Source organism: Rhizobium subbaraonis, from assembly GCF_900220975.1.
In the GTDB taxonomy this organism is placed as follows: domain Bacteria; phylum Pseudomonadota; class Alphaproteobacteria; order Rhizobiales; family Rhizobiaceae; genus Mycoplana; species Mycoplana subbaraonis.
On sequence record NZ_OBQD01000010.1, the window covers coordinates 1 to 13,473 of the forward strand.

Sequence of the window (13,473 nt, forward strand, 5' to 3'; positions counted from 1 at the left end):
GCCGCGACAGGCGGCTTCCGGCTCTTGCCGGTCTGATGCGCGAAATAGGCGACCGCGCCGCACTCCGCGCAGGTGATCTGCAGCGCCTTCGCGCGCCGCCCGCCGGCCTCGATCGTGGCTTCCGGAAAGGTGCGGCCGATGCTCATTCCGCCGCCTCGCTTTCCGCAGCGACGGGCATGAAGTCCGGCCAGTACACACGCTTGCAAACCGTCGTGTTGCCGTAGCTTCCGTCAGGCTGCCGTTCCCAGACGAACCATTCGGTGTTCATCTGGCTGCTGGCCTTTTCGCCGTCCCAGCCGTCGCGATGCATCATCGGCAGGCGCCGGGAGAAAGCGTACCTGCGCGCGGGCGGGCACGTTTCCATGATGTAGGTGCGATCCGGGTCCTCGAAGCCGAAGTAGGCATTCGAGTTCAGCAGCAGCGCCATCTTGCGCGGCCGGTGCACCCGCAGGGCGTGGGCAATGAAGGAATTCAGCGCCTCGCCATAAGGCGGGTTCGTCACGATGTCGTGGCACTCGCCTTCGCCCGGCTTCGTCTCCCGAAAATCGATGACGGCCTGCAGCTCACCGTTCGCATCCGCCGTGCCGTAGTCGACGAGGTCGGAGAGCACGACGGAATAGCCGGCCGCCTCGAGCATGCGGCTGATGGCGCCCCGCCCGCAGGCCGGCTCCAAGACCGTGGGGGAGAATTCTTCCAGCGCCAGCAGCACATGCATCGCCTCGGCGCCCGTCTCGTAGAGATTGTGCCCGCGCTCTTCCTTCGTCGCCGACCGCGTGCCGATCGCAGCCCGCAGCCCGGCGCGCGTGGGGGCGAGACCGGCGGCAACGCGGGCGGCGATGGCCCGCTCGGCGATGCCCGGCGCCTTTTCTTCCGCCGCTACGAGCTTGCGCGCCTCGTGAATCTCCTGCCGCGTCAGCCCCGCGTCGGCCTGTTTGAAAATGTCCTCACCTGCGACATTTTTCGGCCGGCCTTTTTTCGCCGCGGAACCCGCCTGCTGCGCGGCGTCATAGGCGCGGGCCAGCTCCATCTTGCACCGCGTTTCCATCAGCAGCGCATCGCCCTGCAGCTGCCGGAATTTCGGCACCAGCGCCCGCGTCGCGGCGTACTTGGCGGCAAACCGCGCCTCGGCCTGGCTGAGATCATAGGCGCCGTCGGCGATGACGCGTGCCTTCTGGATGTCGCCTTCGTCGAAGAGCCGGGCCGCCGTCACCAGCATCGAGACAATCTCGACAGAGCCGGTGCGCCGCGGCGCATCCGCCTCCGGCTCGGCGACGACGGCGGGCACTGCGGCAACCGGTTCCGCCGCCGCCGGCTTCACGGCCTCGGCGGGATACCACACGTCCCCGTCCTTCGGATCGCGGCGCAGCAGCCCCTTGGCGTTCAGCGCCCGGCATTTGATCCGCTGCCCCTGCGTCTGCGAACGAAAATGGCCGCCCTTGACGGCGGCATCCAGAATGGCGGTCTGGTCGGGGGAAAGCTTCGGCGCGCCCATCAGTGCGCACCCCTCAACTGGGTGAGATAGTCCTCGCCCCGCGCGGTGATCCGCCAGACATCGGCATGCCCGCGCAGGAGCACGAGATATCCGGCCGCGACCGCCTCGGCGATCGGCTCTTCGTCCTCGACGCTGACGCTGAAAAACGTCTTGTCCGCGCTGGCGCCGGCCCGGCGCACGATGTTGCGCGCACGCAGCGAGATCGGCTGCAGGATGGTCGAACGGGAGGCAGAGGCGGCCCGCATCACAGCGCCTCCAGACGGGCCAGCACGCATTCGGCCGCGCGGATGATGCGGCGGATCTGCTGGCTCAGTTCGCGCCGCTCCATCGCGTCGATCCGGCCATCGGCAAAGGCCGAGCGCGCCATCCGCCAGACGTCGGTCGCCTTGTCCATGATGGCGAGCACGTCCGCCTCGGCGAGCGGCGCCTCGATCGCGATGCGATCGGCCAGCGGCTCCAGCCGGAAGCCCAGGTGCCGCGCCATCTCCGAAGTGATGATCGGCGAGCCGGCGCGAAGATCCGCCTCGACGGCGATATCGACCGGGATCAGCGTGGCGCCGTGTTCATGGCTGCCGTCGCCCCGGCGTTCGCCGAGCGTGGCATACTTGACCAGCGTGGAAACGCCGACGCGGGTCAGCAGGGCAAACGAGGCCACCCCGCCGCCCAGCCGGTAGCAGGCATCGGTCACGCCCTTGAGGGACAGGATCATTTCTTCGGAAATCAGGCGCACGAAAACACCCCGCGAAATGCAAGGAAACATTTGGTTGAAAGGATTCACTGCAGCGCCCGCAATGCGCGCTTAGGGTTGAGCCGTCAGATCACGTAGGCCCGCATGCCAATCGAGAAGGAAAACGGAAGCGCCCGGCGGGCATCGAGGTCCGCCGTCCGCCGGGCGCCGGCTTCCGCGCCAAACGCGGGAGCGCACGGAAGAGCAAAGGTTTGGAAAGACGCGCCGGAGCGGCAGGCAACGCCCGCCAGCTCCGGCACGAAGATGCAAGGCGGCTGGGAGGAGCGCTCCAGAGGGGAACTGCGCCTTGCAGAAATGAGACGTGCGAGAGGGCTGCTTTCATTCGGCCGCCTCTTCGAAGACCAAACCATCTTCCCATGGGAGCTCACGCTCCAACGCGGCTTTTCGGATAGCCCGAATGTCGTCGAGAGATGGCGAAACGCCATTCTCCCAACGCGAGACCGTCGCCTGGGTCACACCGGCGATTTCAGCCATCTCGGCTTGGGTGACCCTGAACACTTTTGTTCGGATAAGCTTCAACGTGCACATGCGCGGATAATATGCGCAAACGGATTATCTGCAAGCGGATTTTATCCGGGAACGGATTTTTCTTCTTCGCCTTCTCGTCTTAGCGTGACGCCATGATCAAGATTGCCGATAAAATCCGCGCGATTATGGCTGCCACTGGCAAGACACAGATGCAGCTCGCCGAAGAGCTTAACGTTTCGCAGTCAACAGTGAACCGCTGGCTTGGCTCGGCTGAACCGGAAGGACATCGCCGAGACGCGATCAACGAGCTGTATGAGACGCTCGTCCAAAAGCAGCACGCGACAGATGAGGGAACGGAGATTCCCGTCATGGGCTTCATAGGAGCTGGCGCGGAAATAATGCCTGAATTCGAGCAGGTGCCGCCGGATGGCATCTCTCACGTGATCGTCCCATTCCCCTTGCCAGCCGAGATGATTGCATTTGAAGTCCGCGGAGATTCAATGCTTCCAGTCTATAAGGACGGGCATGTAATTGTCTGCTACCGGGAGCAAAAGCGTCCGATTGAGGCCTTCTACGGGGAAGACGCGGCCGTGAGAACATCCGACGGGCGTCGGTTTATCAAGACGATCATGCGAGGAAACCCAGGCATCAATCTGATGTCGTGGAATGCCGCCCCTATCGAGAACGTGAGCCTTGAGTGGATAGGTGAAATTTTCGCCACTCTTCCGCGCAACGCGCTAAAGTCGATCGAGCGCAAGGGCGGAATCCAAGGGCGCCTTAAGTTGGCATAGCGCGCCCGGCGCGATATTGGGCACAAAGGAATGCGCAACCGATATCCGCTTGCGCATTTTTTTATGTTGACGAATATCCGTTTGCGCATATTATGCGTCTCGTTCAGGCCGTGAGCAGGGCCGCCGCGTCTCCTCCTCCCAGGCGGCGGCCCACCCTTCCCGGCCTCATTCACCCCAACAATGGAGAATGACGATGCAGACCACACGCACCGCAAAAGAGAAGGCCCGCATTACCGCCATCGCTCGCGACCTCGTCGATATCGGCGACGGCGCGATCGCCAGGGATCTCATCCGCCGCGGCCACTCCCCGCAAGACATCGAGAAGTTCGGCGAGGAGGCCATGGCCGAGGCCGCCAACATCTTCGCCCGCGCAGCCTGATCGGAGGCTGCCGCCATGCACCAGCAACCCCGCGACTACGCCATCCGGCCGCGCAGCGCAGAGCGAGACCTGTCCCGCCTGCGGATCAGAAATCTTGAGATCCAGCGCTTCGCCCTTCTGACGGTTGCGGGGCTGCTGGCCTTCGCCCTCACCGGCGTTCTCGTTCTCGGAGCGTGAGCCGATGCGCACACACCGCTTCCCCCATTATCCGATCGAGCGCATCGAGGCCGACTGGTCTCGCATCGACAGCCTGATCGCCGCCCGCGCCCGCGCCGACCGCATCAGCAACCGGCTCATGTACCTCTTCCTGCCGACGCTCGTCGTCGGCCTCTCCATCTTCATCCTCTTCCGGAGCTGAAATCCGATGACACACATCACCTCAAGGCTCGATGCCGCCACCGAGGCGCGCCTGCGCCAGGCAGCCGAGGAACTGGATCGCCGCGTCGAAGATCTTGCCGAGCTGGCGATTGCCGAAGCCGCCGCCGCGTTCTTCGCCAAGCGCGCCGACGACCCTGCCATCGGCATGGGCGTGCTGCACCCCGTCCTGTTCCCTGCGGAGCTGCACGCATGACGAAGACATCCGCAATCCCCTTCGGCGGCCCGAAGCAGATCTATGTTCCCGCCGCCTACGAGCCCGAGATCCGCAACCGCGTCCTCTCCGGCAAGAGCGTCGCCATGATCGCCGCCGAGCTCGGCGCCGACGAGGCTCGCCTGCGCAGCTATGTCGGCACCCGCCTCGAGCGCTGGCGCACCCAGGGCAAGGCACCCGTCAGGCCAGAGGACGGCAAGATCGTCGTCTATCGCAACGTCCGGAGCAACACGGGCGAACTCGTCATCAAGCCGATCCGCCTTCCCTACGTGACGATGCATGCCCGCATGCTGGAAGCGAGGCGCGGCGCATGATTCTCGTTCCCGAATTGAAGACGATCATCATTCTCGTGCCGCGCACCGGCTCCGGCTCGCTGCGGCGGGCGATAGCCGCGCGCTATCCCCGCTCGATCCTTCTCTATCGCCACATGGAGGCCGATGGCGTCCCGGCGGGTTATGACCGCTGGCAGAAGGTCGGCATCGTCCGTCAGCCGGTCGAGCGCCTGTGGAGCCTGTACAAGTTCCTGCGGACCTTCGCTGGCGACCACGATTCCGCCTATGTCGAGGCCATGCGCAAGAGTGTAGCGATGCCCTTCGACGAGTGGATCGTCGAGAATCGTGTGCCTTTCACGACGCCGTACGATTCCGCTGGCTACGGCCGGTTCTGGCCGGAATACACCGTTCGCCACCCGATGGCGGAAAATCGCAAGAGCCAGTTCATGTATCTGCGCCCCGATCTCGGCACGGATATCATGCAGTTCGACGATCTCGATGCCGTTTCGCGTCGGTTCGATATCGAACTCCCCCAGCACAACCGCACCGATGACACGTCCGCGCCAGAACTGTCTGCCGCAGCGCAGGACTATTGCGAGCGCGTCTTTGCCTGGGACTTCGCTGCGACCATGGTCGCGCGCCTCCCCAAGCTCACCGCCGCCTTTCGCGCGGCCGGCGCCGCGCTCGCTCGGGGCGGTCACATGCCAGCAATTGGTGACGGCGCCCCGGCGCCAAGCAGCCGGCACTACGACCGCGACGGTTATTGCGACAATCCGGCGAGGGGCTACTGATGACCGAAACGCTCCCCACCTTCCGCGTTCACTTTCACGACGGCACCAGCATGGACATTGAGGCCGGTAACAGCCTGATTGCCGAGGCCCGCGCCCGCAAAGAACGCCCCGGCAGCTTCGTGAAGAAGATCAAGCTCGTTCGGGAGGTCCGCTCGTGAGCCAGCTCCTGCTGGAAGTCCAGCACGACGTCGCCCGCCACATGGACGAGATCCTGTCGCACTTCAAACCGGGCGCGCTGATCACCGTCCTCGTCCGCACGCCCGGCAATGATCGCGCCGACTTCTGCATGACGAGCGACACCATCGATGATGCCATCGCCCTTCTCGCTCGCCGGAAGGTAGCCGCAGCCAATGAGGAAAACAATGATGCAGGTCAGTGAGAGGACAATCGAGGACGTGCGCGAGGCATTAAGGCACGAGCCGATCAGCGCATACCCCGATTTCGTAGCAGCCGTTTCGGCGGCGCTGGACGATAGGGAAACCCTCCCCGTGGAGCTGGACGGCGTTGCCGATGCTATCGCCTACGGCAAGGGCGTCTGGCGCAGCTGCTCCGGATGCCACGAGACTAACGAAGGAGTGCCGCTTGGCCCTTATAGCAGCATCCTCAAGTGCCACCTCGGCGGCGGTTGCTTTGAGTGCGGCGGCGTCGGCGCAATCTGGGATACGACCGACTATGAGGAGATGGGGCGATTCCTTTCTGGTGAAGCCCTCGCCACCTCCCCGGCATCGTCGGGGGTGGAGGGGGAGAGATGCCCGATCTGCGCCGAGGCCTTCAAGCCCACCGATCTATGCGCCTCCGACATAGAAATGGGCACGTGCCACGCCGCATGCCTTGAAGGATCACCGGTCGTTGATCTTGAAACCGGCGAACCCAGCGACGGGCCGATCAGCACATACCGTTTCGACGAAGACGCACCCGCAGCACCAACGGCGATTGATAGCATCGCGACCGAAGGCCCTTGGCAATGGTGGGCCGGCAGCACCGAGGAGTGGTGCACGGTCGGCCCCGAGGCCAGCCGGGAGGCGATCATTCAGGCCGCCATCAACGACTGCCTTGGCGAGGGCGAGGATGATGTCGGCGCCTGGACGCTCAATTTCCACATCGTCGAGGCGCGCCAAGACCCGCTTCGGCTCGCGGACTGGATCGAAAGCGATCGACTGATTGAGCGCGCAGAGGACAACGTCGCCGACAGCGATCGCGCCGCCGGCGAGTATGACGACGGCCCATTCTTCAGGGTCGCCCCCGAAATCGAGAAGGATCTCGAGGAGCGCATCAAGCGCGCCTGCGACGAATGGCAGCTTGCCAACGGCCTCACCTTCACGTGTCGGACCTTCAGCCACACGCGCAACGACGAGGACGTCGTCGTCGATCACCCCAACGCGACATCCGAGGGTCCGGTCGATGTCTAATGCAAACCCCAGCGTCAATCGCTATCTCAAAGATAAGGCTATGGACCATATCGACCATGCGCTGGGCCGCCCGGTCGAGCCACTGGCCCCCACTTTCCGGAACCACTTCGCGACTGACGCGACCGGACAGCAAGCCGCGGACTTTTTCGCATCTCCTTACTGGGAGCCGGCCGGCCGTACAGGCGACATGGCTTTCTTCGCTGTGAACGAGGAGGGACGCCGCGCACTTTCCGCCCACCTGAAGGCGATCGGCGATCCGCACCGACCCTACGCCGTCACCTATGAAGGCACGACCTCGATCGTCCCGGCCAAGTCTGCAAGCGCAGCGAAGTACGCCCTCTATCTCCAGATCAGCGACTGCTTCTGCGATCTCCGCTTCCGTGACTTCGTCGGGAAAACCCGAGCCGTCCTCGCCGCCAGGAGCAACGTCTATGGCTGACAACACCAAGATCGAATGGACCGACGCCACCTGGAACCCGATCACCGGCTGTTCCATCGTCTCCCCCGGCTGCACCAATTGCTACGCCATGAAGCTCGCCGGCACGCGCCTTCGCCATCACCCGAGCCGCACCGGCCTGACGAAGGACAGCAAGGCCGGCCCCGTCTGGACCGGCGAAGTCCGCTTCAACCGCGAATGGCTGGACCAGCCCCTGCGCTGGAAACGCCCGCGCATGATCTTCGTCTGCGCCCATGGCGATCTCTTCGCCGAAGGCGTGCCCGACGAATGGATTGACCAGATCTTCGCCGTGATGGCGCTCTGCCCGCAGCACACCTTCCAGGTGCTGACGAAGCGGCCGGAGCGCATGCGGGGATATCTCTACGGCGACAGTGCACGCCAGAGAGTGGCATGGGCGGAAGCGGCGTGCGCGATGAACCGCTTTGCTCCGGATTGGCGGAATGAAGACATCCACGGCAGACATCGTAGTCTCGTAATGGCCGCAGGAATGGAATGGCCACTGCCAAATGTCTGGCTCGGCGCATCGGTCGAGGATCAGAAGCGCGCGGATGAGCGCCTGCCCCTCCTGCGCGAGACACCGGCGCAAGTCCGCTGGACGTCCGCAGAACCCTTGCTCGGGTCGCTCGACCTGTCCCGCCACATAGACATACTCGACTGGGTCGTCGTCGGAGGAGAGAGCGGCCACGGCGCCCGGCCGATGCAGCCGGAATGGGCCGAGAGCCTGCGCGACCAGTGCGCCGCAGCCGGCGTACCCTTCCTGTTCAAGCAGTGGGGATCGCACAAGCAGACGTCCGACTGCAACGGCCGCTACATGATCCCGGCCACCAAGAAGGAAGCCGGCCGCCTGCTGGATGGCATCGAGCACAACGGTTTCCCCGAGGTGCGCCGATGACGACGGAGAAGCATCACATCCTGACGCCGCACCAGCAGGAGATCGCCGCCGCCATCTGCGCCGTTCTCAATGGCTGCGAGCACGTAGACGCTTTCGCCGCAATCATCAGCGTTTCCGCCGCAACGATCAATAACCGCGCCGCCAACCGCGCCGAGGCGCTGTTTGTCGCCGAAGCGCTCGCCGACGACCTGGTCGCCATCGTCGAGGCCGGACAGGACGGCTTGCTGGAGATGGCCCCATGAACCGCATCCTCCGCGTCTTTCTGCGACCAATATATTCCCCCTCCGATCTTTTCTGCTACGGGCTCGCCTATGGCCTTTATCAGGAGCACGGTCTCGCCGCGTGCGCCCTTGGCCTGTCGATCTGGATCATCATCAAGTCCTGCCTCACTGTCTACCTTGCCAAGGGAGGAACGCTTGACGATTGAAGCCCTCGACCGCGAGCGCCAGGTTTGCTGCGACGGCTGCCCCGCCTCCTATCCGAACACCTATGGCGCCGATGACTTCGACGTGATGATAGCCGACGCCAAGGCCGCAGGCTGGCACATCACCCGCCGCGCCGGCAAGTGGCTGCACTTCTGCGCAGACTGCAAGCCCGACCAGATGCGAGGGGCGCTGCTATGACCGACGATCCCATCGACTTCGATATCGTCGTGACGCGGAAGCCCCAGCCGGAGCGCGAGATCCTGTTCGTCTGCCTTCTTTGTGAGAAGGAGATCGAAACACCAACGCGCTGGCAACGCGCATCGTTTCGCCCCCACGAGCGCGAGCCCATCTGCAGCGCATGCACGAGGCGATGGGGCTCGGTCTCAAACAGCGGCCCCGTCTTCAACCGCCAGAACTATCACACGCTGAGGCAGTTCTCGGCGATCACCAATTGCCTGACCTGGGAGATCCAGAATGGAAACCGGAGATATCGGTAGCGCCTTCGACGTGCCCGCGATCATTCGCGGGCTGCATCAGGATCTCGTCGAGCTCCGCATGGGCGGGATCACGGTCACGGAGGCGAAAGTTCGCGCGGAGATCGCCAAGCAGATCTTCAGCGGGCTCCGCCTCGTTGTCCAGACGCAGCGTTATCTCTCGGAGAAGGCAAAGACGGTCCCGGCGATCGAAGGTGGCGAGGTGCAGTCGTGACCGATCGACCGATTCTCTTCTCCGCCCCCATGGGCTGCGCGCTACGGGCGGAATTTGACAGATGGAGGAAGCGGAAATGAGCCGTCGCCCTCCCGTCGTCACGGAAAAGCAGATCCGCGAAGGCATGGCCACGCTTGCACGCATCATGCAGGAGCATCCGAACGGAGAGAAGTTCTGGCCGCTGTTCGAGCGTCTGGAACGCGAACTTGCCCTATGCCAGAGCAAGAAGTCCCGCCTTGCCGCAGCACTGGCATTCACGCAAGAATCGACGGATCGTAGCGAAGCGCGATTTTAAGCATCTTGTCGCGGCGCCAGGACAGCGCGCCGCCGTCGCCATACTCCGGCCGGTCGGTGTCATGGCCCAAGATGCGCCGGCGGAATTCGTCATCGAAGCCAGCCTCCAGCATCCGCTTTTCATATGTATGCCGCAGCGAGTAAGCGCGATGATGTTTCGAAGGCAGAAGCTTGCGGTCTTTCAAATGCTTCATCACCGCAGCTGAAAAATTGGTTTCCTTGTCCGCATAGCGCGGGAAGCCTTTCGGAGCCAGCTTCATCGCCTCCAGGGATACCCCGACCAGCGGGATATCGCGCACGCTGTTCTGCGTCTTCACCTTGCGATCCGGACGATAGATGATCTCGAGATAGGGCACCGGCGCATCAAGGTGGATCTGCTCGGGGCGCAGGTTGCAGATCTCGGACGGCCGGCACCCGGTCTCGATCATCGTCAGCAGGATGAGCTTCGCTTCCCGGTTCAGGTTCTTGAACGCCCCGGCGGAGAGGAATTTCTCCTCGACGAAGGAAGCGTCGAAGGGCTTGACCTTCAGCCGCAGGGCCTTGGGATTGCTGAAGGACAGGCCGTCGAAGGGGTTCTTGATGTCGAGCGCGTGGTAGCGCGTATATTCGCGAAAGAGCTTGCGGAGGTCGCCGAAGCGGCGGTTGGCCGTGCTGCCGGACACACCTTCGTTCTCGATCCGGCGCATCCACCATCCATGGAACTTGATCGCATCCGCACGCGTGATGTCGAGAAGCGGCTTGTTGCTGACTGCCTCGACGAACCGGTCGACCGCCGTCAACTTCACCTTGCGCCAGTTGGCGAGCTGTGCCGGGCTCATTCCCCGCGTCTCGTCCTTCCCGATCTCGTCGAGGTAGGTATCCATGGCGCGGCGCACAGTCAGGGCAGGAAGCTCCTCACCGCCCAACAGGGCGTCCTGATCGCGAGCCGAAGAGTTCCCCGCGACCGATATCCGCCGCAGGATCTCGGCCGTGTCGCCGCCTTCAGCGAGATCCGCAACCGCCTTGTATTCGAAGCCGAGGGCTATCGCTCTGGCCTTCGCAGCCTGGTATCGCGCCTGCGATCCGTTGTCCGGATGCTCAAGAGACAGCCCCTGCCACAAAAGCTCGTCGGCCCGCTCCAGCGAATCACGGCGAAGCTGCGCAACATCGAGCGAAGAGGTCTTGAGTGAGATCTGGATCGTGCCGCGCCCGTCGATATGGGCGAAATGCGCCGGCACCCGGCGGACATAATGCCACTTCGCCCCCCGCGCCTTGAGATAGCGCATAGGATCGCGGGCGACCGTCAGTTGCTTTGCCTTGCGCGCCACCGCGTGCCTCTCCAAAAGAGCGTTGCGGTGCATTCTGTAGTGCAAATTTTGGGAGGTCGTCAATTCCCCACGAGGGGGATGATTGTTTTACGTAGGAAAAACAATTGCTTGACCAAAAGCCAAATGGTGCGGTCGAGAAGACTCGAACTTCCACGGGTTGCCCCACAGCGACCTCAACGCTGCGCGTCTACCAATTCCGCCACGACCGCATCGTGGTAGGTGCCGACTTGCGCCGACGGGGGTGCATGTAGCAAAAGCATTTTGGGTGCACAAGGCCATTGCGACAGAAATCTGACGAGAAAAACAACAATTTCAACAGACCCTGTGAATGGCTCGTTTCCCCCCTGAAATCCTTGCATCATCCCGCCTATATTGGCAGAGAAAGGTCGAAGGGATTGCCATATGCAGCGCGCCGAACTCGAAAAATCCATGCTCGCCGTTCCGGGCTCGCCGCCGATCCGCTGGCGGGTGGAATCGGGGCTCGTACCCTACGATGTCGCCGTTGAGACAATGGAGCGCGAGGCCGCCTTGATCGCCGCCGGCGAAGCCGACGAACTTGTCTGGCTCGTCGAGCACCCCCCGCTCTACACAGCCGGCACGAGCGCCGATGCCGCCGATCTCGTCGATCCGAACCGCTTCCCCGTCTTCGATACCGGGCGCGGCGGGGAATACACCTATCATGGCCCCGGCCAGCGCGTGGCCTATGTGATGCTGGATCTCAAGCGCCGCCGTCAAGACGTGCGCGCCTTCGTGGCCGCACTGGAGGATGTCGTGATCGACGCTCTCGACCAGATGAACGTCCGCGGCGAACGTCGGGAGGATCGTGTCGGGGTCTGGGTCCGCCGCCCGGAACGCCCGCCGCTGCCCGACGGTTCGCCGGCAGAAGACAAGATCGCGGCGATCGGCATCCGCTTGCGGCGCTGGGTCAGCTTCCACGGTCTCTCGTTGAACGTCGACCCGGATCTCGACCATTTCAGCGGCATCGTGCCTTGCGGCATCCGCGGCTATGGCGTCACCAGCCTCGTCGATCTCGGCCTGCCGGTGACGATGGACGATGCCGACCTCTGTCTGAAGGCATCTTTCGGTAAAATATTCGGCCCCGTGGCGCCGATCGACTGATTCCGACTGGGACGCGCGCGGCGATCAGCCGAACAAGCGGTCGCAGGCGTGCACGATCGCATAACCATGGATGACAACCGCAGCATAGAGGCCGCATCCCGCCAGCAGACGCTGGTTTCCGGTCATCGGCACCAGCGCGTGACGCGGCCGGACACTGCTGCCGCGACCCAGCATGCTGAGGAGCGTGAACACGGCCAGTCCGGCAACGAGGGCTGGCGCCGGCAGGCCGATGCGCCATCCCACGCAGAGCACGGCCAGAGCCACGCCGAAACTCGCCATGGCGAGCGTTCGACGCGACGAAAAGACCTGCCGAAGCACCTGGCCGCCATCGAACCGCTGCATTGGCAGCAGGTTCAAGAGATTGAATGCTCCCAGAATGACGAGAAACACCAGGGCCGGGTTGGCGAACCCCGCCGCCGCGCCCGATGATTGCGCCAGCAGTCGCTCGATCATCACCACGAGTGGCACAAGCAGTGCCGAAACCCCTGCCCCCATCAGCGCACAGAACGCGATCTCATAGGTGGAATGGTACGGACGTCCGCCAATCGCGATGCCGCCCAGAAGCGGAACGAAGATCATCCGCACGCCGCGATGGCCGAACGCCCGGTAGGCGGCCATGTGCCCGAATTCATGCAGGACGATGACCATCGTCAGCATGGACGACAGCATCAGCCCGTGGACGTCGAGCCCGAAGAAGGGCCAGAGTAGAAGAGTGGAGAGAACGGCCAGCGATGCCTGCACGACAGGCCGTTCGAAGAGGCCATTCGGCTCCGATCGCCCCTGGTTCAGCCATTGCTCCAGCGCGCCGATCTCGCGCCGCAGGGCAAAATAGCGGTAGAGCAGGAAAGCGACGCCACGATAGCGGTCGCTTTGCTCGACGGTCAACAGACTGCCGCCTGCTGCCGCCGACACCGAGCGCCGCTCCTGGAAGTGTTGCCAGAATGAAGGATCGAGCGCGCTGTCGTCGACGACGCGGGTCATGAACCCCATGCGGGTTCCCGCATGAGCCGACACATTCTTCACCTCGAGGGTGCGCTCTATCGGCTGCCCCCTCCGGTCGAGATGGGCAAAGGCCTGCCTGACGCGGCCGGAACCGATACGCTGGCTGGACAGAACGGCGTGGTGCCAGTCGGCATGCGGCCCGAGCGGAAAGACCGCCGACCAGACCCTCATGGGTTCGGCGTCGAATTTCCGGTGCAGCCGTAGCGTCCGCCGACCGAGCGGGGCTGCCATCAGCAGCCAGACGAGACCGAGATTGATCGTTAGCAGGATGATCACGGACAAGGTCGTCGACACGGACACGCTCCATTCCGCCCGATTGGCCCGAGATCA

Annotated in this window: 25 protein-coding genes and 1 tRNA gene; 19 read left to right on the forward strand and 7 right to left on the reverse strand. The window is 63.7% G+C overall.

Features of this window, described 5'->3' with window-relative positions:
- Positions 1 to 142 precede the first annotated feature (142 nt).
- The 4 genes from CRO48_RS16030 to CRO48_RS33480 all read right to left on the reverse strand — a co-directional run bounded on the left by CRO48_RS16030 (position 143) and on the right by CRO48_RS33480 (position 2,768).
- On the reverse strand, positions 143 to 1,492 hold the full coding sequence (locus CRO48_RS16030; RefSeq protein ID WP_097140877.1) for a TRM11 family methyltransferase: 1,350 nt from the start codon (positions 1,490 to 1,492) through the stop codon (positions 143 to 145).
- Positions 1,492 to 1,737, reverse strand: a complete 246-nt coding sequence (locus CRO48_RS16035) for a hypothetical protein (protein WP_097140878.1) — start codon at positions 1,735 to 1,737, stop codon at positions 1,492 to 1,494. The genes CRO48_RS16030 and CRO48_RS16035 overlap by 1 nt, the downstream gene beginning before the upstream one ends.
- The gene (locus CRO48_RS16040) at positions 1,737 to 2,222 is read right to left on the reverse strand and encodes a hypothetical protein (protein WP_245423547.1); all 486 of its coding nucleotides are present in this window, start codon (positions 2,220 to 2,222) and stop codon (positions 1,737 to 1,739) included. The genes CRO48_RS16035 and CRO48_RS16040 overlap by 1 nt, the downstream gene beginning before the upstream one ends.
- Before the next feature lie 336 nt (positions 2,223 to 2,558).
- Positions 2,559 to 2,768, reverse strand: coding sequence for a helix-turn-helix transcriptional regulator (locus CRO48_RS33480; RefSeq protein ID WP_097140879.1), 210 nt, complete (start codon positions 2,766 to 2,768; stop codon positions 2,559 to 2,561).
- A 92-nt stretch (positions 2,769 to 2,860) separates the two neighbouring features.
- Between CRO48_RS33480 and CRO48_RS16050 the strand changes: the two genes are divergently transcribed.
- The 18 genes from CRO48_RS16050 (at position 2,861) to CRO48_RS16120 (ending at position 9,716) form a co-directional block, all read left to right on the forward strand.
- On the forward strand, positions 2,861 to 3,499 hold the full coding sequence (locus CRO48_RS16050) for an XRE family transcriptional regulator (protein ID WP_097140880.1): 639 nt from the start codon (positions 2,861 to 2,863) through the stop codon (positions 3,497 to 3,499).
- Positions 3,500 to 3,692: 193 nt separating this feature from the next.
- A complete protein-coding gene (locus CRO48_RS16055; RefSeq protein ID WP_097140881.1) occupies positions 3,693 to 3,878 on the forward strand; it encodes a hypothetical protein in 186 nt (61 codons plus the stop codon).
- A gap of 15 nt (positions 3,879 to 3,893) precedes the next feature.
- The gene (locus CRO48_RS32225; protein ID WP_176526782.1) at positions 3,894 to 4,055 is read left to right on the forward strand and encodes a hypothetical protein; all 162 of its coding nucleotides are present in this window, start codon (positions 3,894 to 3,896) and stop codon (positions 4,053 to 4,055) included.
- A gap of 4 nt (positions 4,056 to 4,059) precedes the next feature.
- Positions 4,060 to 4,236 carry a hypothetical protein gene (locus CRO48_RS32230; RefSeq protein ID WP_176526783.1) on the forward strand — a complete coding sequence of 59 codons (177 nt, stop codon included), beginning with the start codon at positions 4,060 to 4,062 and terminating at the stop codon, positions 4,234 to 4,236.
- Between the two features lie 6 nt (positions 4,237 to 4,242).
- Complete coding sequence (locus tag CRO48_RS16060) at positions 4,243 to 4,449, forward strand: hypothetical protein (RefSeq protein ID WP_097140882.1); 207 nt, start codon at positions 4,243 to 4,245, stop codon at positions 4,447 to 4,449.
- Entirely contained in the window at positions 4,446 to 4,781 is a 336-nt protein-coding gene (locus CRO48_RS16065) for a hypothetical protein (RefSeq protein WP_097140883.1), read from the forward strand. The genes CRO48_RS16060 and CRO48_RS16065 overlap by 4 nt, the downstream gene beginning before the upstream one ends.
- A complete protein-coding gene (locus CRO48_RS16070) occupies positions 4,778 to 5,530 on the forward strand; it encodes a hypothetical protein (RefSeq protein WP_176526784.1) in 753 nt (250 codons plus the stop codon). The genes CRO48_RS16065 and CRO48_RS16070 overlap by 4 nt, the downstream gene beginning before the upstream one ends.
- Positions 5,530 to 5,688, forward strand: a complete 159-nt coding sequence (locus tag CRO48_RS32235) for a hypothetical protein (RefSeq protein ID WP_176526785.1) — start codon at positions 5,530 to 5,532, stop codon at positions 5,686 to 5,688. Before CRO48_RS16070 ends, CRO48_RS32235 begins: the two co-directional genes overlap by 1 nt.
- Positions 5,685 to 5,909 (forward strand): hypothetical protein, encoded by a 225-nt coding sequence (locus CRO48_RS16075; RefSeq protein ID WP_097140884.1) that lies wholly within the window; start codon positions 5,685 to 5,687, stop codon positions 5,907 to 5,909. The genes CRO48_RS32235 and CRO48_RS16075 overlap by 4 nt, the downstream gene beginning before the upstream one ends.
- The gene (locus CRO48_RS16080) at positions 5,896 to 6,939 is read left to right on the forward strand and encodes a hypothetical protein (protein ID WP_097140885.1); all 1,044 of its coding nucleotides are present in this window, start codon (positions 5,896 to 5,898) and stop codon (positions 6,937 to 6,939) included. Before CRO48_RS16075 ends, CRO48_RS16080 begins: the two co-directional genes overlap by 14 nt.
- Before the next feature lie 40 nt (positions 6,940 to 6,979).
- On the forward strand, positions 6,980 to 7,378 hold the full coding sequence (locus tag CRO48_RS16085; RefSeq protein WP_245423548.1) for a hypothetical protein: 399 nt from the start codon (positions 6,980 to 6,982) through the stop codon (positions 7,376 to 7,378).
- Entirely contained in the window at positions 7,371 to 8,288 is a 918-nt protein-coding gene (locus tag CRO48_RS16090) for a DUF5131 family protein (RefSeq protein ID WP_097140887.1), read from the forward strand. The genes CRO48_RS16085 and CRO48_RS16090 overlap by 8 nt, the downstream gene beginning before the upstream one ends.
- Positions 8,285 to 8,530, forward strand: coding sequence for a hypothetical protein (locus CRO48_RS16095; RefSeq protein WP_097140888.1), 246 nt, complete (start codon positions 8,285 to 8,287; stop codon positions 8,528 to 8,530). The genes CRO48_RS16090 and CRO48_RS16095 overlap by 4 nt, the downstream gene beginning before the upstream one ends.
- The gene (locus CRO48_RS16100) at positions 8,527 to 8,715 is read left to right on the forward strand and encodes a hypothetical protein (RefSeq protein WP_097140889.1); all 189 of its coding nucleotides are present in this window, start codon (positions 8,527 to 8,529) and stop codon (positions 8,713 to 8,715) included. The genes CRO48_RS16095 and CRO48_RS16100 overlap by 4 nt, the downstream gene beginning before the upstream one ends.
- Complete coding sequence (locus CRO48_RS16105; protein WP_097140890.1) at positions 8,705 to 8,911, forward strand: hypothetical protein; 207 nt, start codon at positions 8,705 to 8,707, stop codon at positions 8,909 to 8,911. The genes CRO48_RS16100 and CRO48_RS16105 overlap by 11 nt, the downstream gene beginning before the upstream one ends.
- Positions 8,908 to 9,210, forward strand: a complete 303-nt coding sequence (locus CRO48_RS16110) for a hypothetical protein (RefSeq protein ID WP_097140891.1) — start codon at positions 8,908 to 8,910, stop codon at positions 9,208 to 9,210. The genes CRO48_RS16105 and CRO48_RS16110 overlap by 4 nt, the downstream gene beginning before the upstream one ends.
- On the forward strand, positions 9,188 to 9,421 hold the full coding sequence (locus CRO48_RS16115; protein WP_097140892.1) for a hypothetical protein: 234 nt from the start codon (positions 9,188 to 9,190) through the stop codon (positions 9,419 to 9,421). The genes CRO48_RS16110 and CRO48_RS16115 overlap by 23 nt, the downstream gene beginning before the upstream one ends.
- A gap of 76 nt (positions 9,422 to 9,497) precedes the next feature.
- Positions 9,498 to 9,716 (forward strand): hypothetical protein, encoded by a 219-nt coding sequence (locus CRO48_RS16120; RefSeq protein WP_141402063.1) that lies wholly within the window; start codon positions 9,498 to 9,500, stop codon positions 9,714 to 9,716.
- On the opposite strand, the gene CRO48_RS16125 is transcribed toward CRO48_RS16120, so the two are convergent.
- Positions 9,676 to 11,022, reverse strand: coding sequence for a DUF6538 domain-containing protein (locus tag CRO48_RS16125; protein WP_176526786.1), 1,347 nt, complete (start codon positions 11,020 to 11,022; stop codon positions 9,676 to 9,678). The genes CRO48_RS16120 and CRO48_RS16125 overlap by 41 nt on opposite strands.
- 124 nt (positions 11,023 to 11,146) lie before the next feature.
- Positions 11,147 to 11,231, reverse strand: a tRNA-Leu gene (locus CRO48_RS16130).
- A 193-nt stretch (positions 11,232 to 11,424) separates the two neighbouring features.
- Between CRO48_RS16130 and lipB the strand changes: the two genes are divergently transcribed.
- Entirely contained in the window at positions 11,425 to 12,141 is a 717-nt protein-coding gene (gene lipB, locus CRO48_RS16135) for a lipoyl(octanoyl) transferase LipB (RefSeq protein ID WP_097140895.1), read from the forward strand.
- A gap of 24 nt (positions 12,142 to 12,165) precedes the next feature.
- On the opposite strand, the gene CRO48_RS16140 is transcribed toward lipB, so the two are convergent.
- The gene (locus tag CRO48_RS16140) at positions 12,166 to 13,437 is read right to left on the reverse strand and encodes a zinc metalloprotease (RefSeq protein WP_097141106.1); all 1,272 of its coding nucleotides are present in this window, start codon (positions 13,435 to 13,437) and stop codon (positions 12,166 to 12,168) included.
- Between the last annotated feature and the right edge of the window lie 36 nt (positions 13,438 to 13,473).